The sequence below is a fragment of the Bdellovibrio sp. HCB-162 genome, from assembly GCF_047344985.1.
GTDB lineage: Bacteria > Bdellovibrionota > Bdellovibrionia > Bdellovibrionales > Bdellovibrionaceae > Bdellovibrio.
The window spans coordinates 1646741-1670645 of the sequence record NZ_CP178861.1; the positions used below are offsets into that span (position 1 = coordinate 1646741).

Below are 23905 nucleotides of genomic sequence, written 5' to 3' on the forward strand. Positions count from 1 at the left end.
AATAAGATCATTTAAAGGTGATCTTATGAAAAAACTCTCTGATGTTCAGCTCTCCGTTTTGGATCTAGCTCCTGTAGCTCAAGACAAAACGATTTCCGATTCTTTCAAAAACACTCTGAATTTGGCTCAACACGTAGAACGTCTCGGGTATCATCGTTTTTGGTTGGCTGAGCATCATAACTTAGAAGGGATTGCTAGTGCTGCGACATCCGTTCTTATTGGATACGTTGCGGGTGGAACTTCTAAAATTCGTGTGGGTTCAGGGGGTATTATGCTTCCTAATCATGCGCCACTTGTTATCGCGGAACAATTTGGAACTCTAGCAACATTGTATCCTGATAGAATTGATTTAGGGTTAGGACGAGCTCCAGGAACAGACGGTCTTACGATGCGCGCGCTCAGAAGAGAAATGACGGGAAGAGAAGCAGAGTTTTCAGACCTCGTTAAAGAACTTCAATATTATTTTGCACCCGTGCACGACGGTCAAAAAGTTCGCGCCATTCCTGGCGCTGGAATTCCTGTGCCCTTGTGGCTTTTAGGTTCAAGTCTTTACAGTGCACAATTGGCAGCGGAACTCGGCTTACCTTATGCTTTTGCGGGCCACTTTGCGCCGGAACTGATGATGCAGGCCATAGATATTTACCGCGTCGGTTTCAGACCTTCCAATGTTTTAGATAAACCCAAGGTCATGGTTGGCGTCCAAGTCCTGGCTGCCGACACAGACGAAAAAGCCCATCTACTAGGAACCACAGTCTATCAAAGATTTTTGGGCATCATCCGCAATCAAAGAGTCTCCCTGCAGCCTCCCGTAAAAAGCATGGATGGCTTATGGGGACCCGCCGAGAAAGATCTTGTGTTGTCGCGTCTTCGTACTTCTGTGATTGGAAACCCACAAAAAGTTCGTGAAGGCCTACAAAAATTAATAAATAAAACAGAGGCCGATGAACTCATCATTGTTTCTGATGCCTACGACCACGAAGATCGTCTGCGTTCATTTGAAATTATCAAGGAAGTCACACGCGAATAAGGTTTCTTATTTTTGCGGTGTTGTCGTTGCGTTGTCTGATTTTTTCTCGTCACGAATATATTCGCGACATTCATCAGCAAACGGGCTGTAACGCAAATCGATCACTTTTGCGAGTTCTTCACAGAACTTATTGCCAACGGTGCCGTGAGCCTCTTGTCCATCTTTTCTAGTGGCATGACTCAATTGTGCCGTCAGCAGTACCGAAAGAGTTAAAAGAGAAAAAAGCTTTTTCATAAATCCCCCTCAGGATTAAATTAATTTTCTTCGACAATAGGAAAAAGACTGATGCTCATTTGAAAAACCCGGTCTTTCTTTTCGCCGGACTCTAAGAACACCATCAGTTCACGACGGAAAGCCGCGATCTTTTTCTTAGCTTCTTCAAGACGCTCACTGTCTCCACAAAGCGTGATCGTCGAGTGGCTGCGCTTTTCAAAAGGAATATCATCCAGAGCTTCAATAGCCTGTTGATTGATCTGTTTTTGAATTTTCTTAAAGGCCGCTGACGTAAATGGATTCGTCGTCGTTGTGCAGTTCTCATTCACACGCAGACGGGCGTTCTCATCCAGGGACAGTAAACCCATTCTTAAAAGCTTTTGAATCGCCTCAGCGACATCTTGAACCGGAACTTTCAGCCGTTGCGCAATCCACGCAGGATCAGAAACAAAATAATCTAAGTGAGTCATCTCAAGAATGGCATAGTGAAACCAGTCTGAAATCACATCAAATTCCGTCTCACTTAAAGCTTTGAAAGCCCCATCGCCAACGCCGTAGCCAGCAAGACCCTTGTAGTACTCAATCTGCGTGCGAGTGAGATTCAAGGGACCACTCAACTTGTCAATCGTCTTAGAAGTGATAGGTCTTTTCGATGCAAAGATCTTTGAAAGAAAAGAAGAGTCGATTCCCAAGAAGCGCGCATAAGCTCTTAGAGAATACAGACGATTCTTCTGCATTCTTTTTTGATATTCTTTTTGCAATAAAGTTTTAAAGTCTTTTTGAATTTCCATCGAGGGCGTTTTTATTAAAAAAAATTTTTGCTTGCAACTAAATCAGAGTGAGGACGAGCTTGTACTCACTCTGAGAATTGTATTTTTAATGTTCTTCAAAGAGGAATTTCCTCTCTAGGAATGCTCTTTTCGTCAGTTGTGTACAGAGGTGGCCGCGAATTTGAATCCCCAATGAAAAGCATTAGAAGAAGTAAAAACGCATTTATTGAATCTGAGAACGGTCGCACATTTTTGGCATTAACGTTGATTGAAGTTCGCGAGAATAAAATTTTGCGAAAAACTCCTGCGCGAATTTTTAATGAAGATAATTATAAAATTTATACAAAAAAGCGCGGTCTTCTTCAGGCAGGCAGTAAAAAGACTTAGTTAAAGAAAGGCTGGGACGAGAATCTTTATATAAGAGCAGTGATTGAATCGTAGGAAAACGCCGGAAGCCGCGAGTTTTTATCTATATTGGTGCCGCTTTTAGGCCTCTTTGCGCAAAGATCAGGCAAATAACACTCCGCTATGCCCAGTTCATGAGCATGAACAAAAAAGCTTGCAAGGTCACACAATTCAAACTATAACCGCATCTCTCTTCGACGATTCAGTTTGTATCCAAACAGATGTAGAAGCTAACTATTTGATTTGTATTCAAAAGTTCGCTCGCGTCTTCGTTGAAGAACACGAATCTTTCTTCGAATAATTTATGTTATAAATTAATTTCGAAAAAATGATTTTGGGGTGTTGACAAGGGCTTCGGTCTTCGATACAACCTCTACCTCGTCGCTATGAAACATTAACGACGAGTAAGAATTCGCTCTTTGAAAACTGAATAGCTAGATAGAAAAGATTTTTGGGCTCTTTGAATGATGAGTAATTATCATTCACAATTTCAAAAAAATTAATTCGAACAAACACAGCGTAAGCTAGTTGTTTGTTTGAGAACAGAATTATAACTGGAGAGTTTGATTCTGGCTCAGAACAAACGCTGGCGGCGTGCCTAATACATGCAAGTCGAACGGGGAAAGCTTTCGGGTGAGTACTAGTGGCGCACGGGTGAGTAACGCGTGGATAATCTGCCTTGAAGAGGGGGATAACTAGTCGAAAGATTAGCTAATACCGCATAAGACCACAAGAACTGAGGTTCAAGGGGTCAAAGGTTTTTCGCTTCAAGATGAGTCCGCGTAAGATTAGCTAGTTGGTGAGGTAATGGCTCACCAAGGCAACGATCTTTAACTGGTCTGAGAGGATGATCAGTCACACTGGAACTGAGACACGGTCCAGACTCCTACGGGAGGCAGCAGTAGGGAATATTGCACAATGGAGGAAACTCTGATGCAGCGACGCCGCGTGAGTGATGAAGGCCTTCGGGTCGTAAAGCTCTGTCGCAGGGGAATAACACAATGAATGTACCCTGTAAGAAAGGATCGGCTAACTTCGTGCCAGCAGCCGCGGTAAGACGAGGGATCCTAGCGTTGTTCGGAATCATTGGGCGTAAAGCGGGTGTAGGTGGCTTTGTAAGTCAGGTGTGAAAGCCTAGGGCTCAACCCTAGAAGTGCATTTGATACTGCGAAGCTTGAGTGCTAGAGAGGTTACTAGAATTGTTGGTGTAGTGGTGAAATACGTAGATATCAACAGGAATACCGGTGGCGAAGGCGGGTAACTGGCTAGACACTGACACTCAGACCCGAAAGCGTGGGGATCAAACAGGATTAGATACCCTGGTAGTCCACGCCGTAAACGATGGATACTTGTTGTTGGAGGTATTGACCCCTTCAGTGACGAAGCTAACGCGTTAAGTATCCCGCCTGGGGAGTACGGTCGCAAGATTAAAACTCAAAGAAATTGACGGGGGCCCGCACAAGCGGTGGAGCATGTGGTTTAATTCGATGCAACGCGAAGAACCTTACCTAGGCTTGACATGTACTGGAAGATTGGCGGAAACGCCGTCGCCCGCAAGGGTCGGTACACAGGTGCTGCATGGCTGTCGTCAGCTCGTGTCGTGAGATGTTGGGTTAAGTCCCGCAACGAGCGCAACCCCTGCATTTAGTTGCCAGCATTCAGTTGGGCACTCTAAATGGACTGCCGGTGTTAAACCGGAGGAAGGTGGGGATGACGTCAAGTCCTCATGGCCCTTATGCCTAGGGCTACACACGTGCTACAATGGTGGTCACAAACTGAAGCGAAGCCGCAAGGTGGAGCAAATCGGAGAAAAGCCATCTAAGTTCAGATTGATCTCTGCAACTCGAGATCATGAAGTTGGAATCGCTAGTAATCGCGGATCAGAATGCCGCGGTGAATACGTTCCCGGGCCTTGTACACACCGCCCGTCACACCATGAAAGTCGGCTGTACCAGAAGTCGCTGCGCTAACCGCAAGGGGGCAGGCGCCCAAGGTATGGTCGATGATTGGGGTGAAGTCGTAACAAGGTAGCCGTAGGGGAACCTGCGGCTGGATCACCTCCTTTCTAAGGATTATCCGGTCAATCTTCACTAAGACTTGTTCTTAGTAAGTTAAAATGACCCAATCTTAGGTCAACTTACTCTTCCCGAGTAAGTGAGTCCCAAAAATCTCATCTAGCTGTTTAGTTTTGAAAGAGTGAAATCTCTTAAGCATCTAACACGGGCCAGTAGCTCAGTTGGTTAGAGCACACGCTTGATAAGCGTGGGGTCGGAAGTTCGAGTCTTCCCTGGCCCACCAACTAATTGAGTTGGAACTGTTAAGTGCGAAGAGAGATGACACGCGAACGGTTTTCGTTCTTTGACAATTGAATAGATTGATTTAGTTGATTTTTAGCGAGGTTAGTTCCATTTTTTTTAAGCTACAAAGGGCTTACGGTGGATGCCTTGGCACTAAGAAGCGATGAAGGACGTGGTAAGCTGCGATAAGCTTCGGGGAGTGGCACACACACTTTGATCCGGAGATGTCCGAATGAGGAAACTCATCATTTTATGATATCATTCACTGAATACATAGGTGTCTGAAGCGAACGAGGGGAAGTGAAACATCTCAGTACCCTCAGGAAGAGAAATCAATTCCGAGATTACCCCAGTAGTGGCGAGCGAACGGGTAACAGCCTAAACCTTTTTCATTTATTTGAAAGAGGGGTCGTGGGACCGCGATGTGGGACCGGAGAAGTTAGAGTAACAGTCTGGAAAGTCTGGCAAGATAGGGTGATAGCCCCGTACTCGAAAACTTCAAAGGCCCTAGCGGCATCCCGAGTACCACAAGACACGTGAAATCTTGTGGGAATCTGTGAGGACCACCTCATAAGGCTAAATATTCCTTAGTGACCGATAGAGAACAAGTACCGTGAGGGAAAGGTGAAAAGAACCCCGAGAGGGGAGTGAAATAGAACCTGAAACCGTAAGTCTACAAGCAGTTAGAGCCCTTTATATGGGCGATAGCGTACCTTTTGCATAATGAGTCAGCGAGTTATGTTTGCATGCGAGGTTAAGCCGTTGCAGGTGGAGCCGTAGCGAAAGCGAGTCTGAATAGGGCGATTTAGTATGCAGGCATAGACCCGAAACCCGGTGATCTAATCATGGACAGGTTGAAGCGGAGGTAACACTCCGTGGAGGACCGAACTAGTTGAGGTTGAAAACTCTTTGGATGATCTGTGATTAGGGGTGAAAGGCCAATCAAACTGGGTGATAGCTGGTTCTCCCCGAAATATATTTAGGTATAGCGTCGAGTAAAAAATATCGTGGAGGTAGAGCACTGAATGGGCTAGGGGTCTTTACCGGATTACCAAACCCAAATAAACTCCGAATGCCACAGATATGTTCCTCGGCAGGCAGACTCAGGGTGATAAGGTCATGAGTCGAGAGGGAAAGAGCCCAGACCAACAGCTAAGGTCCCTAAATGCACGCTCAGTGGAGAACGTTGTGGAGTTACTTTGACAACTAGGAGGTTGGCTTAGAAGCAGCAATCCTTTAAAGAAAGCGTAATAGCTCACTAGTCTAGTGACTCTGCGCGGAAGATACAACGGGGCTAAGCGTGTTACCGAAGCTTTGGATTAAAGTATTTTATATTTTAGTGGTAGGGGAGCGTTCTAGTGTAGGATGAAGGTTGACCGGTAGGACAGCTGGACGAACTAGAAGTGATCATGCTGACATAAGTAGCGTTGAACTCGGGTGAAAAACCCGGGCGCCGAAAACTCAAGGATTCCTGGGTAAAGATAATCTTCCCAGGGTTAGTCGAGACCTAAGATGAGGCCAATTGGCGTAATCGATGGCAAAACGGTTAATATTCCGTTACCTAACAGATTGTGATTAAGGAATGACGGTGTAGGATATCACAGCCCATTATTGGATTTGGGTGTAAGCATGTAGGAGGATCAGTAGGCAAATCCGCTGGTCGTAACTCTGAGGTGTGAATGCGAGGGACTTGTCCCGGAAGTGTGAAAAGCCATGCATCCAAGAAAAGTTTCGTAATTTTAGATTTGTTAGCTCGTACCGTAAACCGACTCAGGTGAGTGGGGTGAATATCCTAAGGCGATGGGGTGAATTTTGGTCAAGGAACTCGGCAACTTAACACCGTAACTTCGGGAAAAGGTGTGCCTGAGAGAGTGTAAGGATTTACTCCCCAAGCTTTTTCAGGTCGCAGAGAAATGGGAGTAGCGACTGTTTATCAAAAACACAGGTATGTGCAAAGTCACAAGACGAAGTATACATACTGACGCCTGCCCGGTGCTGGAAGGTTAAGAGGATTTGTTAGCGCAAGCGAAGCAGAGAATCGAAGCCCCAGTAAACGGCGGCCGTAACTATAACGGTCCTAAGGTAGCGAAATTCCTTGTCGGGTAAGTTCCGACCTGCACGAATGGCGTAACGACTTCTCCGGTGTCTCGACCAAATGCCTCGCGAAATTGAATTCTCGGTGAAAATGCCGAGTACCCGCAGAAAGACGGAAAGACCCCGTGAACCTTTACTGTAGCTTGGCAGTGATTTTAGAGTTGGCATGTGTAGGATAGGTGGGAGACTTTGAAGCAGGGGCGCTAGCCCTTGTGGAGTCAACCTTGAAATACCACCCTTGGCAACTTTGAAATCTAACCTGCTCCTCTATACGAGGAGAGGGACACTGTCTGGTGGGCAGTTTGACTGGGGCGGTCGCCTCCCAAAAAGTAACGGAGGCGCGCGATGGTCCCCTCAGCCTGATTGGAAACCAGGCGTCGAGTGCATTGGCATAAGGGGGCTTGACTGCGAGACCTACAAGTCGAGCAGGTGCGAAAGCAGGCCAAAGTGATCCGGTGGTCCCGCGTGGAAGGGCCATCGCTCAACGGATAAAAGGTACTCCGGGGATAACAGGCTTATTCCATCCAAGAGTCCATATCGACGATGGAGTTTGGCACCTCGATGTCGGCTCATCACATCCTGGGGCTGGAGCAGGTCCCAAGGGTTTAGCTGTTCGCTAATTAAAGTGGTACGCGAGCTGGGTTCAGAACGTCGTGAGACAGTTTGGTCCTTATCTTCTGTGGGCGTATGAGATTTGAGCAGACCTGTCCTTAGTACGAGAGGACCGGGATGGACGAACCTCTGGTGTTCCTGTTGTCGCGCCAGCGGCAGTGCAGGGTAGCTATGTTCGGAATTGATAACCGCTGAAAGCATCTAAGCGGGAAGCAAACTGCGAGATTAGATCTCACTGGGGCTTCGGCCCCCTAAAGACTCCTTGGAGACTACGAGGTTGATAGGCGGAAGGTGTAAGTCTGGTAACAGATTCAGCTGATCCGTACTAATAGGTCGTGAGGCTTTTTTAAATTTTTCTTCTCAACAAAGTTGAAGAAGATTTCGTCTCAAAGACTTCCTTCGGGAACGAGAGACTAGCTCTCTGAATAAGTAAGAGAGTGATTAATGTGGAACTAACCAACCTTACTCTGACAAGATCAGAGTGTATAAGGTCGCTAAAAATCAGCTAAATCAATCATTCAGTTGTAATGATAAAAGAAGTAACTTCTCCATTTGGATTGGTAGAAAGTTGCAAAAAGAACGAAGGAAGTATAAAACACTTCCACTTTGATTAATAAACGCTTTGCTGGTGTTTATAGCAGAGGGGCCACACCTGATCCCATTCCGAACTCAGAAGTTAAGTCCTCTTGCGGCGATGGTATTGCACGGGCGACCGTGTGGGAGAGTAGCACGACGCCAGCTCTATTTTACTTGAACCCGGGTTACGATAGTAATCCGGGTTTTTTTTTGCCTAAATCCGTTTCGGATAATTGTTCTCCGTCAATTTGAGATTGATCTTGTCACGAGTTTCTTGGTTCATCTGACATTAATAGCGTGGTTTGTTGTATCATTCTCCGTTGACCTCTTCGGCAAAGTTCAAAGACTCCAAGAAGAAAATATTGAGAGCCGAAGATTATGAATGGTGGTCTCGCACAGAGGTTCACTTAGAGTCATTTGCCTTTTCATTTTTGTTTGTGAAATGTCTCAAATTGAGAATTAAAACAAACAAGAGTATGTATAAACAAACAAAAAATAGCCTAATTGGACCCGCAGTGTCTCGCACTTAATTATTGGAAATTACTAGTGAATAACAATGTGGTCGAGTCGTAAGAGCTTTTTTCCAGGGGCTATGGTATTCTAGATATATCAAATACAGGAATCATTTCCTGTTCGCTTTTTAAGTCTTTTTTTCGACTGATTCAAAAAAAGATCTCTCGGGGATTCGCCCGAGCACGGGATGAAAAAAACTGAATACAGTAAGAAAGGGTCGAGATGCGACAGGGTGTCTTATGGCATACGCATATCTGGCAGCAGCCATTATCTTTGAGGTATTGGGAACAATCACAATGAAATATTCGGAGGGATTCACAAAGGTGGTTCCAATCATACTCACGCTGGTATGTCATGGAATCTGCTTTGTGGCTCTCGCCGTTGCTTTGAAATCACTTCCTATCAGCATGGTCTATGCAATTTGGGCCGGCGTAGGAACAGCAATGATGGCTCTTATTGGGCTTATGATGTTTAACGAACCACTGCCTTTGCAGAAAGTTTTAGCGACAAGTCTTATTATCGCGGGTGTTGTCTTGTTGAATATCGCTGATAAAAAACCTGCTGAAGAGCAAGTGGCTAAAGTTGAAGCTACAAAAGTTATTAAACAGAAACCTTCTTCGACGGTGGAAGTTACTCCGCAAAGAAATTCTGGTTAGTATCTCCAATTTGAAAATTGAGCCAATTCCATCATCAATGGTGGGATTGGCTTTTTTGTTGTTCTTCGAAGAACTCTCCGAGCCTATCAAATGGCGTTTCTGTTCTTGAAGCGTAGTGAATAAAATCGCTGATTATTTTTGTAAGCAGTTGCAGTTGTTTGGGGTCTTTGAGTTTGTCGTTTTCATCGAAAGCTTCGTCAGCATGCGCGACGCCGAAGTAGTCGGGGTAAACGAAAGCTCCGAGGATGTGAAACGGAACGCGGTCGTGAATATTACCGCGAACGGCTCCGAGGCGTCCTGGCGAGGCTCCTATCAAGCAAATCTGCTTTCTTCTGACGGGAACAGGGTCTAAGCGCGAAAGCCAGTCAATGGCGTTTTTAAAAGTTCCAGGCATGCTGCCGTTGTATTCGGGACTGGAGATGATCACAGCGTCGGCTTCTTCAAATTTTTTTGCGAGCTTTAAAACTCCCTCGGGAATACCGTAGAATTCTTCAATATCACCGTTAAACATGGGCATGGGGAATTCGTTGAACTCATGAAGCTCGACATCATGAAGCTGCATGGATTCGACTATTTCAGCGGCGATGCGGATAAGCTTCTTGTTATAAGAACCTCGGCGTAAAGAGGCTGCAAAAAGAAAGATCTTCATGGGCGCACCTCGCTTCACTTAATTCTCATAAACAGACATGTTTTTCGGAACTAAATTACAAATTTCATTTTAAAATACATGTTTTTATATTTTCTTTATATCCATCCCTTCTCATTTTATGCGTCCTTGAGGCTGTCAGCTCTAAACTGCGGTTATACAAAGGACAGTTTCTATGAGCTTTACTTCAGCGGACCTTGTTCAGGTCATTCTTACGTTAGGCGCGATTCTCATTTTCACGCCACTTCTTGGCAGTTATATGGCGCATGTTTTCCAGGGGGAAAAAACGTGGCTTTCTTCAATTCTTCGCCCTCTCGAAATTCTTACTTATAAAATTTCTGGCGTTAAAGAAAATGATGAGATGGACTGGAAGCAATATTCTTTGTCGCTTCTTTGTTTCAATATTATAGGAGTTGTTTTCGTGATGCTGCTTCAGATGTTGCAGGCGTCACTTCCTTTAAATCCTCAAGCATTTCCGAATACGTCATGGCATCTCGCCTTTAACACAGCAGTGAGCTTTGTCACGAATACGAACTGGCAGGCATACTCCGGTGAAAATACACTGAGCTATTTGACCCAAATGTTGGGGTTGGGCGTGCAGAACTTTGTGAGCGCAGCGACGGGATTTGGAGTTTTTTTGGCGTTCACTCGCGGGATTGCCCGACGTCAGGTAACGGGTTTAGGAAACTTTTGGGTGGACCTCACCCGTGCCACGGTTCATGTTCTTTTGCCTCTGAGTTTTGTCTTGTCTTTGTTTCTTGTAGGCGAAGGAGTTGTGCAAAACTTTTCTGCTTATAAAACTGTTAAGACGGTGGAGGGCGCAGAACAAATTCTTCCACAAGGACCTGCGGCTTCGCAAATTGCGATTAAGCAATTGGGTTCCAATGGCGGTGGCTTCTTTGGAGTCAACAGCGCGCACCCTTATGAGAATCCGACTCCTTGGAGTAACTTCCTTGAGATGGTTTCGTTGATTCTATTGGCCGCTGCGAGCACATACACCTTTGGTGTAATGGTAGGCTCAAGAAAGCAGGGATGGGTTCTTTTTTCGGCGATGATGGCCATTCTAATTGTGATGTTGTCGCTGTCGTTATGGTCTGAATACAGTCCGAATCCCTACGTCGGCCAAGCGGCACTGATGGAAGGAAAAGAAACTCGCCTCGGTGTTACGAACAGTGTCTTGTGGTCCGTGCTTACAACTTCGGCTTCCAACGGTTCCGTGAATTCGATGCATAGCTCTTTGTCTCCACTTTCCGGAGGCATTGCTATGGTTAATATGATGTTAGGCGAAGTGGTGTTTGGCGGCGTAGGTGCAGGCATGTACGGCATGCTTTTGTTCGTGATTCTCACAGTTTTTATCTCAGGTTTGATGGTCGGGCGCACGCCAGAGTATTTGGGTAAAAAAATTGAAGCCAAAGAAATTATTTGGATTGTCATTGGTGTTCTCGCACCCTGTGTGACGATTTTAATATTGAGCGCGGTGGCGATCCGTATTCCTCAGGGACTCGCCGGGCTCGGTCATCAGGGACCTCACGGTCTTAGTGAAGTTCTTTATGCTTACACGTCAGGAGCAGCCAATAACGGAAGTGCGTTCGGAAGTTTGACTGTGAATACTCCCTTTTACAATGTGACTATGGCTTTAGCGATGTTGATCGGCCGTTTTGCCATCATTTTTCCCGTGCTGGCTGTAGCTGGAAGTCTTGCTGAGAAAAAGTTTTCTCCTCCGTCGCTGGGAACTTTTCGCACGGATTCTGTTTTGTTTGTTGTGATTCTTTGTGCCGTGATTGTGATTGTCGGAGCACTCACGTTCTTTCCCGCTCTTTCATTGGGGCCTATCTTAGAGCACTTATTGATGTTGAGAGGGCAGTAGGAGTTTTTATGAGTTCATCATCCACTTTTTCAGATAAATCCATTGTTAAACAAGCTTTCAAAGATAGTTTCGTCAAACTTGATCCGCGAGTGCAATATAAAAATCCTGTTATGATGATCACGTGGTTAGGAGCTTTGGTTGTAACCTTGGTTGTTATTCAGAGAATGACTTCAGGAAACAGTTTTAGTTTTGAATTGCAGCTGGCTTTATGGCTTTGGTTCACCGTTTTGTTTGCGAATTTTTCTGAGGCCTTGGCGGAAGGGCGTGGAAAAGCCCAGGCTGAGTCGATGAAGAAAACACGATCTCATACAATGGCCCGTAAGCTTTTGAATGGTAAAGAAGAAAGCATTGTATCGTTGTCATTGCGAAAAGGTGATAGTGTTGTTTGTGAGGCCGGTGACGTGATCCCAGGTGACGGAGAAATCATAGAAGGAATTGCGACCGTGGATGAATCCGCGATTACTGGTGAATCAGCGCCGGTCGTGCGTGAAGCCGGAGGCGATCGTAGTGCAGTGACCGGAGGAACGCGCGTGATCAGCGATAAAATTATTATTCGTATCACAGCAGATCCAGGTCATAGCTTTTTAGATCGTATGATCAGTCTGGTTGAGGGAGCCAAACGACAAAAGACTCCGAATGAAATTGCCTTGGGGATTTTGCTGGTGTCTTTAACGTTGGTATTTATGCTGGCCGTGGTTACTTTGAAGTTCTTTGCTGACTACTCGGCAAAAGCTGCGGGCCAGGATTTATCGCACGTTGTGACGGTTCCTGTTTTAATTGCGTTATTAGTTTGTCTAATTCCCACGACCATCGGTGGACTTTTAAGCGCGATTGGCATTAGCGGTATGGATCGTCTTATTCGGAAAAACGTGATTGCAAAAAGTGGACGTGCTGTGGAAGCGGCCGGAGATATTGACGTTTTGATGTTAGATAAAACCGGAACGATCACGTTAGGAAATCGTATGGCCAGCGATTTTATTGCGGCTCCCGGTGTGAGTTTGGAAGCCTTGGCTGAAGCTTCTCAGTTAGCTTCTTTGAGTGATGAAACTCCTGAAGGGCGCTCGATTGTGGTTTTGGCGAAACAAAAATTTTCTCTGCGCGCCCAGAATTTAGATCCTCATCATGCTCAGTTTGTTCCCTTTACAGCGCAAACTCGAATGAGCGGCATTGATATTCACAGCTCTGCGGGAATGAGATCTTTGCGTAAGGGAGCCGGGGATGCCATTCAAAAACACGTAGAGTCTTTGGGGGGACATTTTCCATCTGAGATCAAACACTCCGTTGAGACGATTGCACGCCAAGGCGGAACACCTCTGGTTGTGTGCGAGGATAGTCATGTTTTAGGAGTGATTCATCTTAAAGACATCGTAAAAGGTGGGATTCGCGAACGTTTTGCTGAGCTTCGTCGTATGGGAATTCGCACCGTGATGGTCACAGGAGATAATCCGTTAACGGCGGCGGCGATTGCAGCGGAAGCAGGTGTTGATGATTATATCGCACAGGCCACTCCAGAAACAAAACTGCAAAGAATTCGTGAAGAGCAGTCCAAAGGTCATCTGGTGGCCATGACGGGTGATGGAACAAACGATGCTCCAGCGCTGGCTCAAGCGGATGTCGGTGTCGCGATGAATACGGGAACGCAAGCGGCTCGTGAAGCGGGGAATATGGTGGATCTGGATTCCAATCCTACAAAGCTTATTGAAATTGTCGAGACCGGAAAGCAGTTGCTGATGACACGCGGATCTCTCACGACATTTAGCATTGCCAATGACGTTGCAAAATATTTTGCGATTATTCCAGCGATGTTTGCCGGGCTCTATGCCGTCAACGGCGGCCTCACGGGTCCTTTGGGGGCGTTGAATGTGATGGAATTAAAATCTCCGCAAAGTGCAGTATTGAGTGCTGTCATTTTTAACGCCTTAATTATTATTGCGTTGGTGCCGTTGGCTTTACGTGGAGTGAAGTATCGTGCAATGGGGGCGAATCTTATCTTGCAACGCAATTTAGTGATCTATGGTTTGGGGGGAATGATCGTTCCCTTTATCGGAATTAAAATTATTGATGTGCTCATTGTGAGTATGGGGTTGGTCCAATGAAAAACTTCATTATTTCTATCAAGATATTTATCGTTCTCAGTTTGATGACCGGTGTGCTTTATCCCTTAGCGGTGACGGGTGTGGGGCAGCTGTTTTTTTCTTATAAAGCCAATGGGTCCCTTCTTGAAAAGGAGGGACGTCCCGTGGGGTCAGAGTTGATTGCGCAAAAGTTTGTAAATCCCAAATATTTTTGGCCGCGTCCTTCGGCAGGTGATTATGCCACAGTGGCATCAGGAGCTTCTAATGCCTCTCCTACGAGTGAAAACTTAAAAAAAGCTGTGCTGCAAAGAAAAGCTCAAGGGTTGAGCCATGAGATGTTATTTACTTCAGGGAGCGGGTTGGACCCGCATATTTCACCTGAAGCTGCGAAGGATCAAGTGCAACGCATTGTTCAAGAACGCAAGTTGTCGCAAGAACAAACAGTGCTAGTTGAAAAGCTGATAGAGGATTACACTGAAGGTCGTCAAGGAGGCCTTCTCGGCGAAAAAAGGGTGAACGTACTAAAACTCAATCTCGCCTTGGATAAGCAATTATGAGTGATGACTATCGTCCCAATCCCGATCGGATTCTGGAGGGGATCAAGAAAGAAGAAGAGAAAAAAGACCGAGGTCATTTTCGCATTTTCTTTGGGATGTGTCCTGGGGTCGGAAAAACTTATGCGATGTTAAAAGCCGCTATTGAACAAGTCCGTCAGGGTGCGGATCTTGTTGTTGGGGTGGTCGAAACTCATGGGCGTAAGGAGACAGAAGAGCTTCTTGCGGGATTAGAAGTAATTCCTCGTCGAAAAATCATTTATAAAGACACGGTTCTTGAAGAAATGGATATCGATGCGATCTTACGAAGAAAGCCTAAAATTGTTTTAGTTGATGAGTTGGCTCACACCAATGTTCCGGGTTCACGACATCCTAAACGTTATCAAGATGTCATTGAACTTCTCGATGCGGGAATTGACGTTTATTCAACCGTGAATGTTCAGCATATTGAAAGCCGTGCGGATTTGGTTCAGCAAATAACCAGTGTTCGCATCAATGAGCGAATTCCTGATTCCATTTTAGATATGGCCAATCAAATTGAGCTCATTGATATTACGGCTCAAGGTCTTTTAAAGCGGATGAAGGAAGGGAAAGTTTATCAAGGTGACCGGGCTGTTCGGGCTGAAGAGAATTTTTTCCGCGAAACTCATTTGACGGCTTTGCGTGAGTTGGCCCTTCGCTATACGGCAGAAAGGGTTGATCAGGATTTGCAAGATCAAATGGTCGTACAGCAAATCGTGGGACCTTGGAATACACAAGAACGTTTGCTTGTGGCCGTCAGTCACAGTCCCTATTCGGGAAGACTGATTCGGGCGACTCGTCGCATGGCTTACAGTTTGGAAGCTCCTTGGATTGCTTTGCATATTGATACCGGGGACCGGTTGAATGACGAAGATCAGGCAATGCTCATCAAAAATCTTGCGTTAGCCCGTGAACTGGGAGCCGAGGTGATTTCTCTGCGAAATTCGAATATCGCTGAAGCCATTCGTCTGATTTCGCATGAGCGCAACGTCACGCAAATTATCATGGGTCGCCCTCAACGTCATTGGTGGGAAGTTCTCAAAGGCCAAGGATCTTTGTTAGATCAACTTGTTGGAAAAAGCAGTACTGTGGACGTTCACATCATTCGTCAAGAAGACGGACCTCGGCGAAAGATATGGAAATGGACGCCGCCTGGCTTTGATGCCGCAGGCGTTGCGTATTGGTATTCGTTTTGTTTTATCGTTGGCATTAGTTTTTTAAATGGTCTTCTTGCGCCTTACGTCGGTTATCGTTCTGTTGGATTCATATATCTCATGGCGATGATGATGATCGGTCTGGTGGCAAGCCAAGGCCCAATTCTTTTCGCCGCAGCTTTGAGTGCTCTCGTCTGGAATTATTTTTTTATTCCTCCGCGTATGACATTTGCAATTTCCGCTCCCGAAGACGTTATGATGTGTCTGGCCTATTTCTTGGTCGCACTTTTATGTGGTGTTTTGGCGGCGCGCATTCGCAGTCGTGATAAAGATCTGGAGGGACGGGAGCAGCGCACGCGAAGTCTTTATGAGTTGGTCCGTGAGTTTTCTTCATCGCTGACTATTCTGGATGTGTGTTTAGCGGCTTCACAAAGTCTTGAAGGGCTTTTGAATGGAAAAATTAAAATTATTCTAGCTGACGAAGAAGGAAAACTGTTACGCAAGTCTTTTAATGATCTTAAGGTGGATGATAAAGATTTCGCATTGGCATTGTGGTCATTTGAAAATGGAAAAAATGCCGGATGGAAAACAGAGACTTTATCTGAGTCGCGCTGCTTGAGTTTACCGTTGAAGGCCAAAGAAAAGACTGTTGGCGTTTTGTTGTTCTATCCACGGGAAAAAGCGGTGATGTCCCTCGATCAGCAGAATTTTCTGGAAAATGTTTGTGCTCAGACGGGAATGGCTTTAGATCGCATGCGACTCCAGCAAAAATCTGAAAAAATGAAACTCTTAGAAGCTTCTGAAAATTTGCATCAGGCTTTATTGAACTCGGTTTCTCATGAATTGCGAACTCCGTTAACGTCTATTATTGGTTCGGCTTCAGCGGTGATGGATAAGAAAGTTTTTGCTCAGGAAAATGTGCGAGAACAACTGGTTCAAGATATCATTGATTCTTCTTTGAGACTCAATCAGGTGGTCGAAAATCTTTTGGATATGTCACGTCTGAATTCCGGGGCTTTGCGTTTAAGACGGGAATGGGTGGACCTCGTTGATCTTCTTTCTGGCATTCCTGCAAAGCTTGGGCGACTGGCGGCGCACCACAAGCTGATTATACAGAGCGATGCAGGATCTTGCTATGCTCAGGTGGATGAAAAACTTTTTGAGCATGTGTTATTAAATCTTCTGAGCAATGCAGTTCGCTATGCTCCGCCAGAGACGGAAATTTCTTTGGAATTAGAGCAGGAAGATAAAAAGATTTTCTTAAGAGTGAAAGATCAAGGTCCTGGAATTCCCTCGCAAAGCTTGCAGCAGATTTTTGAAGCTTTTTATCGGGTGCCAGGAAGCGCAACAGGCGGAGTGGGGTTAGGCCTTGCTATCGTGAAAGCTCTTGTTGAAGCCCATGGTGGTCGCGTTTATGCTCAGAACAGGCGGGAAACAACAGGTGCAGAGTTTGTGATTGAACTTCCTTACGAAAGACCGCCTCAGGCTTTGCAGGAGGGATCATGAAAGACGGTGTGAAAAGAGTTCTAGTCATTGATGACGAAGCCTCTATTCGTAAGCTTCTGAGGGTGAGCCTTGAAGCCAATAGCTATCATGTTGATGAAGCGACTCAAGCTCGTGAGGGATTGTCGTTGGTGGCGTCACTTCGACCTGATCTCGTGCTTTTGGATTTGGGTCTGCCTGATATGACGGGCTTAGAAGTTCTTAAAGAAATTCGTGGATGGTCGCAAGTTCCCGTGATCGTGTTAACGGTGCAGGACTCCGACAATGATAAAATCAACGCCTTGGATGGCGGAGCCGATGATTACATCACGAAACCTTTTAGTGTTCCTGAACTTTTAGTGCGTATGCGAGTGGCTTTGCGGCATTCGCAACAAGCTTTTTCGGATAAGACGGATTTGGTAAGTGGTCCAGTGAAAGTCGATCTTCCCGGTCACACGGTGACGGTGGAAGGGGAGCACGTGAAGCTGACCGCCACAGAATTTAATATTTTAAAGGTTCTTATGAAACATAAGGGAAAAGTAGTCACTCATCGCATGCTTCTTAATGAAGTATGGGGGCCACAATCGGTGGAGCATACGCATTACCTGCGCGTTTATGTGGGAGCGTTAAGGAAGAAATTAAAACTGCGTGAGAGTACGCCTGAAGTGATTATCACAGAAGCCGGTGTAGGCTACCGGCTTCTGGATTTATAGAATTACTTTAAGAAAGATTTTTTTAGCTGGGCTACACCGTCATCAGAAGGTTTGCCGAGCCAGATAGAAAAGATTTTCTCAATAAGACCTGTGGAGCCTTTGATTTCAGAAACATTTCCGCCTGTCGTTTCATACAAGATCGCCTCGCTTCCGTCTTTTAGGTGGGCGCCGACAACGGTGAGGGCTTTTCCTTCTTTGGCTTCGCCGCCTTTAGAGACAGAGTCCAAAAACTGTTTTACAGAAGAATCTTCGGTGTCAATTTTGTTAACTTTAAGGGCCTCTTTAAAAGATTTCTGAACATTTTCAGCATCGACATCGCGAACGAAATGCATTTGCACCGCTACGGCCTTTTGCTCTTTTAAAGAACCCAATGCTTCCGCGTCTGATTTTTTGAAAGATTCAGGAGACGCTACAAAGAGTTGGCCCACGTACACTTTCACATTAACGAACACAACTTTTTTTGCACGAAGACCTGCACCAACAGAAGTGAGTTTTATGGCTTCACCTTCCACATGGGCTGTTGCTCCTGTGGACAAAGAAACTTTTTCGACTTTTTCACCGGCTCCTTCTGGAGTTAAAAGAGCGGCAGAGGCATTTACAGACAAAAGAAGGGCGACAATAGACGCGCTAAGCAGTTTCATAAAAATCCTTTCTCATACTGGTAGAATTTAGGATTTGCGCCAGACCACAAAATGTCAACGAGGAAAACTTTTGTTGGCAGTCCAGGGTCTGTACATTAAGATTTTAATAACGGCGCATGAGCGAAAAAAGACCTTCTTCTTTATTCAGACAGAAACTCGAACTTTTGATTCTCAGTCAATCAGAAGAGGTCCTAAGTCGCGTCAAACAAGTCGTGTCCGCACATCACTTTACGTTTCGTCACCTTGCATACTCAGAGCTTCCTCAAGGTCCCTTAGGTGATCTTATAAAAGCGCAATTGGTGTTGGTATCTCAGGATAAAGAAGAATCCATTCAGGACTTTTCAGCAAGAGTGGATGAAGCTTTACGTCTTTTTCCACGTTCGCGCATCGTGACGGTGATGGGGACGGCGTTTTCAAAAGAAAACTTGGAAAGTCAAAATCCTCGTATCACGCCTCTTTCGCAGGCCGAATTTTTTTCGACGCTGAAGTTTGAATATCTCTGTCTGTATCGTTGTCGCTCGCAATATTTTGAAATTCAAGTCACAGATTTATTTCCTATGACGACAATGGTGTTCCCGGCGTTTATTCGTTTGGAACTCAATCAAAGATATTTGGCCGTGGTGTATAGTAACATCGTGTTGTCGGATGACCGATTTGCACGTCTTGGAAAGGCCGAGGGTCTTTTTATCCAGATGAAGGACAGCGAAAAGTATCTTCAGTACATTAATAATTACTATGACACTTCAGGCGCGGCTCTTAAAAAACGGGCGCGGGCTTTGTTTTTGGCTGTTTGTTATTATTCTTTGCATTTGAATGAAAACATTCTTTTTGACTTTAAAGCGTCCGGTGAAAGTGTTGCGGTTGAAGCTTATCAAAATTTAAAAAAAGTGGGCGAAGAGCTTTTTACAATCATGCGCAGTGAAGAAAATCTGTGGGATGTGTTTCGTGAAGCCGTTGATAGTGAGTTGAGTTCCTACTGGCGCTCACCATGGATTGCTACCTACGCTGCACTGATGTCGATTAAGTCCGGGCAAGGTGATCCGATGACGGCTTTCTTGTCAGGACTTCTTACGGATGTGGGGCTTTATGATTTACAAGAAAGTGTCACTCGAAAGTACTATCTTGACGACGACAAAAAAACTTTGGATGAAGAAAACAGCTATCAAAAACATCCCTTGCTGTCTTTGAATCGCTGTCTGATTAAAAAAATTCCTTTGGAAGAATCTGTTAAGACTGTTTTAGTGTGCACGCACGAGCGTGCGGATCAAAAAGGGTTCCCCAATCAAGTTCCCGCCGACAAACTTCCGGTTGAGGCCCAGTTTGTCCTCTTTGCAGAAAAAATTGATCAGGGTGTTTTAACCACGATGAAGCAAACGGGTGTGGGCTTCCGTTTTCTAAAAGAAAAAATCTGGGAAGCTGAAAATACCACGCCAACGAATTTTAGCTCTGCCTTTTTAGCTGGCATCGCCGAGTCTCTCATTTAAGAATGACACCTCTTGTAAGAAGCAGAATCCTTTTGCGCGCTCTCCGCGTTTTGCATTTAATAAAGTGGCTTTAAAAAATAGAAATGAGGAGTCAAAATGCTTAAAAAGATGGCAGTAGCGCTCTCCTTTTGCTTGATGGCATTGGCGGGAAGTGTAGAAGCTAAGGAATTGTCCAACCGTTTAGGAGTGGGTGTAAAGAAAAACACTTCTTTGGATTTGCCGGAACTTGCGGCAGTTTATCACTTTGCACCGGATCTTTCCGTGACGGGTGGCTTGGGGATAGACACGCAAAAAGATTATTCAAAGTTCTCTTTCAATGCAGGTGTGCGTCGTGTGGTTTTCAAAGAAGACAATATGAACTTCTACATGGGCGGCTCAGTAGGACTTGTGAACTTTGAAACAGCAGGCGACAAAGAATCTGGTTTTGAATTGAACGCTCTTTTTGGCGGAGAGTTCTTCTTTACTGGTTTGGATTCATTGGCTTTCACATTTGAAGGTGGCGTGGGCGTGATTTCGGCTGACAATGTTCGCTTCAGAACTATTGCCGATGGTCCGTTTAACGCTGGTATTATTTTTTATTTCTAAGAGAGGTTTTACATGAAAAAAGTTATTCACACAGACAATGCTCCTAAAGCGGTTGGTCCTTATTCTCAAGCTGTGCAAATGGGCGATTTTTTGTTTTGCTCTGGTCAAATCTCTATTGATCCAAAGACAAACGAGGTTTTTACCGGTGATATTAGAACGCAAACTGAGATGGTGATGAGAAACATCGACGCTGTTCTTTCTGCGGCGGGTATGAATTTCGGCAACATCATTAAGACAACAATCTTCATCACGAATATGAGTGACTTTGTGACAGTGAATGAAGTTTATGCAAAGGCATTTAAAGAAGCTCCTCCAGCACGTTCCACTGTCGCTGTAGCAGGACTTCCAAAAGGTGTTAGTGTGGAGATCGAAGTCATTGCGCATCGCTAAGTCTTTGCTGCGATCGAAATCTTTTTGGGCTTTGCTGCTTTTAAGCGGTGTTGTGGTTTATCGTTTTTACGATGAATACCAAAAAGTCCAAAAAGAGACGGTGCAGTCCTGGTTGAAAACACCGACAGCGGATTGTGCTGTGGTGTTGACCGGGGGCGCGGGCAGAGTGCGAGAAGGTTTTGATCTTCTCGCCAACCAAAATGTAAAGAAGTTGATTATCTCTGGCGTTTACTCCAACGCACGACTTCGTGAAATTATGCCTGTGTGGTCTTTTTATGGAAATCTTTCTGAGAATGACGTTGTCTTAGATCGTCGCTCTGAAACAACCTACGGCAATGCCCAACAAAGTCTTCCTATTGTGGAGGCATTGAAGTGTCGGGATATTTTATTGGTGACGTCACGTCTTCATATGTATCGCTCTTACCAAACTTTTCGGGCGACGTTTCCTGAAAACATCTACATTCAAAAACACTCCATTGTGGGTGGTCGATACGAGTCTTCCGTCTGGGAGACGAACTTTGAAGCTTTAAAATCCCTGTTTTACTCTCTTTGGGCTTACTAAATCAGGACCTTGATCTAATCGCATTTTTGTACGTATTTCCGATAAGTCCTTAGAGAAATCGAGGGACTTATCATGACTTCTTTACTGGCGCAGATAGATTCGCTAGGAAGATTTGTTACAAAGAATGTGGAGTACACGGCACGTGTCCTCTTGATGGTCTATCTTTCTCTTCGTGCGACGGTTTTAGATAAAGCGCAAGGATTTCGACAGATCTTTGGCGTCATTTCCGCACAGATTTATTTTACAGGCTGGCAAGCTCTTCCTTTGATTTCTGTTTTAGCTCTCGGTGTGGGATCTATCATGATTCTGCAGTCATTATCGAACTTAAGTCTTTTAGGCGGGACACAAATGATCGGGAGCTTTCTGATCGTGATGGTTCTGCGTGAAGCGGGCCCATTGCTTGTGGCTTTGGTGGTGATTGCGCGTTCCGGAACTGCGGTGGCTTCCGAGGTCGGAAATATGCGGGCGAATAGAGAAATTGAAGCTCTTGAAAGCATGGGGATTAATCCCTTGAGTTTCATCGTTTTCCCTCGAGTTATCGGCGGAATCATCAGTGTTTTAGGGTTGGCCTTTTACTTTAATGTCATTGCCTTAATCGGTGGCTTTCTTGTCACTCGATTTGTGCAAGACATGCCATTTACGTTTTATACGGATTCTTTGATGAAGGCTTTTGCTAAAGAAGACGTTTTGATTTTCCTTCTTAAAAACGGTTTTAGCGGCATGATTATTTTCGTTGTTTCTTGTTTTCAAGGACTCTCTGTGAAACGCAGTCCGCACGAAGTTCCCCAGGTCACAACTCAGGCTGTGGTGAACAGTATTATTTTCGTCGTTATTTTTAATTTAATGATTTCAGCTTTGTTTTATCTAAATCAACTTCGCACTTTAGGGGTGGTCTAATGAAAATCGAGAATCTTAAGTTTGAAGGTGTATCGTTCACTCATGACGGACAGGATCCGATTGTTCAAAATGTTGAATTTGATTTCCCTATGAATGAAATTTTATGGGTGAAAGCCGAAGAGGGTGCTGGCAAAAGTTCGCTTTTGCAAATTCTTGCGGGTTTACAAATTCCTCAGTCGGGAAAGTATTTGATTAACGGTGAAAACGTTGTCGACATGTCGTTTGAAGAGTTTTTGCCGTATCGTTTGCAAATCGGTTATTCGTTTGATTACGGCGGTTTGATTAACAATCGCACGTTGTTTGATAATCTGATGTTGCCTCTTCTTTATCATAAAGTCGTAACGCCGGCAGAAGCCAAAGAACGTGTTGAAAGCATGTTTAAGGAATTTGGTGTTGAAAAATTCGCTCATGAAAGACCAGCGCATGTGCCGGGTCGTGTGCGTAAGTTGACTTGTTTAATGCGTGCTTTGGTGATGCGTCCGCAAGTTCTTTTGCTGGATGATCCGAGTGTGGGTTTAGGGCAGGACAGCGTTTATCTCTTTGTCGATCACGTCCATAAACTTCGCAAAGAAGGTTTCTTTAATCATGTTTTCATTAGTTCTTATGATGAAAAATTCATGAATCTGTTTGCTTATCAAATTATTCACTTGGATGAAGGTCAGCTATACTATCAAGCTGTAGATCCTGAGAAAAGAGTTGTTCATCTATGATGAAGGTGAAGTTCAATAAATTTGAAAGAGTCGCTGGATTGTTCGTGATGCTCGCTATTCTTGGATTGATCCTCACGGCGTTGAGTGCCGCCATCAAACAAGGCTGGTTTGAGCCTAAGGTTCGCTATACGACAACTTTCGAAAATGCCGATGGAATTCATCAGGGAACTCTGGTTCAGATGTCGGGTCTTCGTGCGGGCGCTGTTGAAACTGTAGAACTGGAAAGTGATAACAGAGTCCGCGTGGGATTTTATGTTTTGGGAAAATTCCAAAATAGAATTCGCGAAAACAGCACTGTGCAGCTGATTCGTCCTTTTATCATCGGTGAAAGAGTTTTGGATCTTTCTGTTGGCACTGAGCAATTTGAGGTCATTCCGGCGCAGAGTGCGGTGAAATCTCTTGAAACAGTGGATTTGATGACTCTCATGAGCGGTAAAAACATGAACTCTTACCTCTCGAAATTGGGTGGTATCTTAGAGAGTATGCAAGTCATTATGGATGCTTTTGCGGATAAAAGCCGTGCAGAGAGTCTGGTTCGCGTGATCGATAGGCTCGATCCTTTGGTGAAAAATCTAAATACGATGTCTGTGGAAGTAATCAAACTTTCCAAACAGGCGACGCATGATGATGGCGTGCAAAAACTCATGGGGAACTTGGCGATCACGACAAAAGAGATCAATAAGATTTTGCCTGAACTCAATGAGCAAAATCCGGATCTTGCCAAAGACCTTGCAACGATGACACAAAACTTGGCGACTGTGACAAAAGCTTTAGGGCCTGCAATGCAAGCCGTTGAGCCTGAACTCCCAGGTGCTAGTGTTCGCTTAGTCCAAGCGTTGAATGAAACAGTGGTTGTCCTAAAAGCAATGCAAAAGAGTTTCTTCATGCGTGGAAGTGTGCGTGAAGTTAAAGAAGAAGAAGGCACAGAGCGCCTTCCAGCCAACAGTAAGTAAAAAAAGTC

The 23905-nt window shown here is 45.0% G+C and carries 19 protein-coding genes, 1 tRNA gene and 3 rRNA genes; 19 read left to right on the forward strand and 4 right to left on the reverse strand.

Features of this window, described 5'->3' with window-relative positions; all coding sequences use genetic code 11:
• Nucleotides 1-25: 25 nt before the first annotated feature.
• Entirely contained in the window at nt 26-1027 is a 1002-nt protein-coding gene (locus ACLSSO_RS08090; RefSeq protein ID WP_413944631.1) for an LLM class flavin-dependent oxidoreductase, read from the forward strand.
• Between the two features lie 6 nt (nt 1028-1033).
• Here ACLSSO_RS08090 and ACLSSO_RS08095 read toward each other — a convergent pair whose 3' ends face one another.
• Entirely contained in the window at nt 1034-1261 is a 228-nt protein-coding gene (locus tag ACLSSO_RS08095; protein WP_413944632.1) for a hypothetical protein, read from the reverse strand.
• A gap of 20 nt (nt 1262-1281) precedes the next feature.
• Entirely contained in the window at nt 1282-2031 is a 750-nt protein-coding gene (locus ACLSSO_RS08100) for a DUF4423 domain-containing protein (protein WP_413944633.1), read from the reverse strand.
• A gap of 171 nt (nt 2032-2202) precedes the next feature.
• Between ACLSSO_RS08100 and ACLSSO_RS08105 the strand changes: the two genes are divergently transcribed.
• The 6 genes from ACLSSO_RS08105 to ACLSSO_RS08130 all read left to right on the forward strand — a co-directional run bounded on the left by ACLSSO_RS08105 (nt 2203) and on the right by ACLSSO_RS08130 (nt 9163).
• The gene (locus ACLSSO_RS08105; protein WP_413944634.1) at nt 2203-2397 is read left to right on the forward strand and encodes a hypothetical protein; all 195 of its coding nucleotides are present in this window, start codon (nt 2203-2205) and stop codon (nt 2395-2397) included.
• A gap of 569 nt (nt 2398-2966) precedes the next feature.
• A 16S ribosomal RNA gene (locus tag ACLSSO_RS08110) occupies nt 2967-4480 on the forward strand.
• Nucleotides 4481-4636: 156 nt separating this feature from the next.
• Nucleotides 4637-4713: transfer RNA gene (locus tag ACLSSO_RS08115), tRNA-Ile, on the forward strand.
• Nucleotides 4714-4827: 114 nt separating this feature from the next.
• Nucleotides 4828-7768: ribosomal RNA gene (locus tag ACLSSO_RS08120) — 23S ribosomal RNA — on the forward strand.
• A gap of 274 nt (nt 7769-8042) precedes the next feature.
• Nucleotides 8043-8159 (forward strand): 5S ribosomal RNA (gene rrf / locus ACLSSO_RS08125).
• Together the 16S, 23S and 5S rRNA genes with 1 tRNA gene alongside form the textbook arrangement of a ribosomal RNA operon.
• A 587-nt stretch (nt 8160-8746) precedes the next feature.
• Nucleotides 8747-9163, forward strand: coding sequence for a DMT family transporter (locus tag ACLSSO_RS08130; RefSeq protein WP_295903557.1), 417 nt, complete (start codon nt 8747-8749; stop codon nt 9161-9163).
• 34 nt (nt 9164-9197) lie between these two features.
• Here the strand turns inward: ACLSSO_RS08130 and ACLSSO_RS08135 are convergent, their stop codons facing one another.
• The gene (locus ACLSSO_RS08135; protein ID WP_413944635.1) at nt 9198-9812 is read right to left on the reverse strand and encodes an NADPH-dependent FMN reductase; all 615 of its coding nucleotides are present in this window, start codon (nt 9810-9812) and stop codon (nt 9198-9200) included.
• A gap of 172 nt (nt 9813-9984) precedes the next feature.
• Between ACLSSO_RS08135 and kdpA the strand changes: the two genes are divergently transcribed.
• From kdpA to ACLSSO_RS08160, 5 genes are read left to right on the forward strand one after another with little or no spacing between them, the layout of a single operon-like run.
• Nucleotides 9985-11676 (forward strand): potassium-transporting ATPase subunit KdpA, encoded by a 1692-nt coding sequence (gene kdpA, locus ACLSSO_RS08140; protein ID WP_413944636.1) that lies wholly within the window; start codon nt 9985-9987, stop codon nt 11674-11676.
• Nucleotides 11677-11684: 8 nt separating this feature from the next.
• Nucleotides 11685-13772 carry a potassium-transporting ATPase subunit KdpB gene (gene kdpB / locus ACLSSO_RS08145; protein WP_413944637.1) on the forward strand — a complete coding sequence of 696 codons (2088 nt, stop codon included), beginning with the start codon at nt 11685-11687 and terminating at the stop codon, nt 13770-13772.
• Nucleotides 13769-14308: a K(+)-transporting ATPase subunit C gene (kdpC, locus tag ACLSSO_RS08150; protein ID WP_413944638.1), complete on the forward strand. Its 540-nt coding sequence runs from the start codon at nt 13769-13771 to the stop codon at nt 14306-14308. Before kdpB ends, kdpC begins: the two co-directional genes overlap by 4 nt.
• Complete coding sequence (locus ACLSSO_RS08155; RefSeq protein ID WP_295903545.1) at nt 14305-16986, forward strand: sensor histidine kinase; 2682 nt, start codon at nt 14305-14307, stop codon at nt 16984-16986. The genes kdpC and ACLSSO_RS08155 overlap by 4 nt, the downstream gene beginning before the upstream one ends.
• A complete protein-coding gene (locus tag ACLSSO_RS08160) occupies nt 16983-17675 on the forward strand; it encodes a response regulator (protein WP_413944639.1) in 693 nt (230 codons plus the stop codon). Before ACLSSO_RS08155 ends, ACLSSO_RS08160 begins: the two co-directional genes overlap by 4 nt.
• Before the next feature lie 2 nt (nt 17676-17677).
• Here ACLSSO_RS08160 and ACLSSO_RS08165 read toward each other — a convergent pair whose 3' ends face one another.
• Nucleotides 17678-18316: a hypothetical protein gene (locus ACLSSO_RS08165; protein WP_413944640.1), complete on the reverse strand. Its 639-nt coding sequence runs from the start codon at nt 18314-18316 to the stop codon at nt 17678-17680.
• A gap of 116 nt (nt 18317-18432) precedes the next feature.
• On the opposite strand from ACLSSO_RS08165, the gene ACLSSO_RS08170 reads away from it, so the two are divergent.
• From ACLSSO_RS08170 to ACLSSO_RS08200, 7 genes are all read left to right on the forward strand, one after another.
• Nucleotides 18433-19800: a hypothetical protein gene (locus tag ACLSSO_RS08170; protein ID WP_413944641.1), complete on the forward strand. Its 1368-nt coding sequence runs from the start codon at nt 18433-18435 to the stop codon at nt 19798-19800.
• A 96-nt stretch (nt 19801-19896) separates the two neighbouring features.
• On the forward strand, nt 19897-20385 hold the full coding sequence (locus ACLSSO_RS08175) for an organic solvent tolerance protein (RefSeq protein ID WP_295903535.1): 489 nt from the start codon (nt 19897-19899) through the stop codon (nt 20383-20385).
• Between the two features lie 12 nt (nt 20386-20397).
• Nucleotides 20398-20775: a RidA family protein gene (locus tag ACLSSO_RS08180; RefSeq protein WP_413944642.1), complete on the forward strand. Its 378-nt coding sequence runs from the start codon at nt 20398-20400 to the stop codon at nt 20773-20775.
• Nucleotides 20744-21337 carry a YdcF family protein gene (locus ACLSSO_RS08185; protein ID WP_295903529.1) on the forward strand — a complete coding sequence of 198 codons (594 nt, stop codon included), beginning with the start codon at nt 20744-20746 and terminating at the stop codon, nt 21335-21337. Before ACLSSO_RS08180 ends, ACLSSO_RS08185 begins: the two co-directional genes overlap by 32 nt.
• 72 nt (nt 21338-21409) lie before the next feature.
• On the forward strand, nt 21410-22234 hold the full coding sequence (locus ACLSSO_RS08190; protein ID WP_295903527.1) for an MlaE family ABC transporter permease: 825 nt from the start codon (nt 21410-21412) through the stop codon (nt 22232-22234).
• On the forward strand, nt 22234-22944 hold the full coding sequence (locus tag ACLSSO_RS08195; RefSeq protein WP_295903524.1) for a cell division ATP-binding protein FtsE: 711 nt from the start codon (nt 22234-22236) through the stop codon (nt 22942-22944). The genes ACLSSO_RS08190 and ACLSSO_RS08195 overlap by 1 nt, the downstream gene beginning before the upstream one ends.
• Nucleotides 22941-23897, forward strand: a complete 957-nt coding sequence (locus ACLSSO_RS08200) for an MlaD family protein (protein ID WP_413944643.1) — start codon at nt 22941-22943, stop codon at nt 23895-23897. The genes ACLSSO_RS08195 and ACLSSO_RS08200 overlap by 4 nt, the downstream gene beginning before the upstream one ends.
• Nucleotides 23898-23905 lie beyond the last annotated feature (8 nt).

Coding starts and splice junctions, on each gene's coding strand:
- ACLSSO_RS08090 (WP_413944631.1), top strand. CDS start 26: ATGAAAAAACTCTCTGATGTTCAGCTCTCCGTTTTGGATCTAGCTCCT.
- ACLSSO_RS08095 (WP_413944632.1), bottom strand. CDS start 1,261: ATGAAAAAGCTTTTTTCTCTTTTAACTCTTTCGGTACTGCTGACGGCA.
- ACLSSO_RS08100 (WP_413944633.1), bottom strand. CDS start 2,031: ATGGAAATTCAAAAAGACTTTAAAACTTTATTGCAAAAAGAATATCAA.
- ACLSSO_RS08105 (WP_413944634.1), top strand. CDS start 2,203: ATGAAAAGCATTAGAAGAAGTAAAAACGCATTTATTGAATCTGAGAAC.
- ACLSSO_RS08130 (WP_295903557.1), top strand. CDS start 8,747: ATGGCATACGCATATCTGGCAGCAGCCATTATCTTTGAGGTATTGGGA.
- ACLSSO_RS08135 (WP_413944635.1), bottom strand. CDS start 9,812: ATGAAGATCTTTCTTTTTGCAGCCTCTTTACGCCGAGGTTCTTATAAC.
- kdpA (WP_413944636.1), top strand. CDS start 9,985: ATGAGCTTTACTTCAGCGGACCTTGTTCAGGTCATTCTTACGTTAGGC.
- kdpB (WP_413944637.1), top strand. CDS start 11,685: ATGAGTTCATCATCCACTTTTTCAGATAAATCCATTGTTAAACAAGCT.
- kdpC (WP_413944638.1), top strand. CDS start 13,769: ATGAAAAACTTCATTATTTCTATCAAGATATTTATCGTTCTCAGTTTG.
- ACLSSO_RS08155 (WP_295903545.1), top strand. CDS start 14,305: ATGAGTGATGACTATCGTCCCAATCCCGATCGGATTCTGGAGGGGATC.
- ACLSSO_RS08160 (WP_413944639.1), top strand. CDS start 16,983: ATGAAAGACGGTGTGAAAAGAGTTCTAGTCATTGATGACGAAGCCTCT.
- ACLSSO_RS08165 (WP_413944640.1), bottom strand. CDS start 18,316: ATGAAACTGCTTAGCGCGTCTATTGTCGCCCTTCTTTTGTCTGTAAAT.
- ACLSSO_RS08170 (WP_413944641.1), top strand. CDS start 18,433: ATGAGCGAAAAAAGACCTTCTTCTTTATTCAGACAGAAACTCGAACTT.
- ACLSSO_RS08175 (WP_295903535.1), top strand. CDS start 19,897: ATGCTTAAAAAGATGGCAGTAGCGCTCTCCTTTTGCTTGATGGCATTG.
- ACLSSO_RS08180 (WP_413944642.1), top strand. CDS start 20,398: ATGAAAAAAGTTATTCACACAGACAATGCTCCTAAAGCGGTTGGTCCT.
- ACLSSO_RS08190 (WP_295903527.1), top strand. CDS start 21,410: ATGACTTCTTTACTGGCGCAGATAGATTCGCTAGGAAGATTTGTTACA.
- ACLSSO_RS08195 (WP_295903524.1), top strand. CDS start 22,234: ATGAAAATCGAGAATCTTAAGTTTGAAGGTGTATCGTTCACTCATGAC.
- ACLSSO_RS08200 (WP_413944643.1), top strand. CDS start 22,941: ATGATGAAGGTGAAGTTCAATAAATTTGAAAGAGTCGCTGGATTGTTC.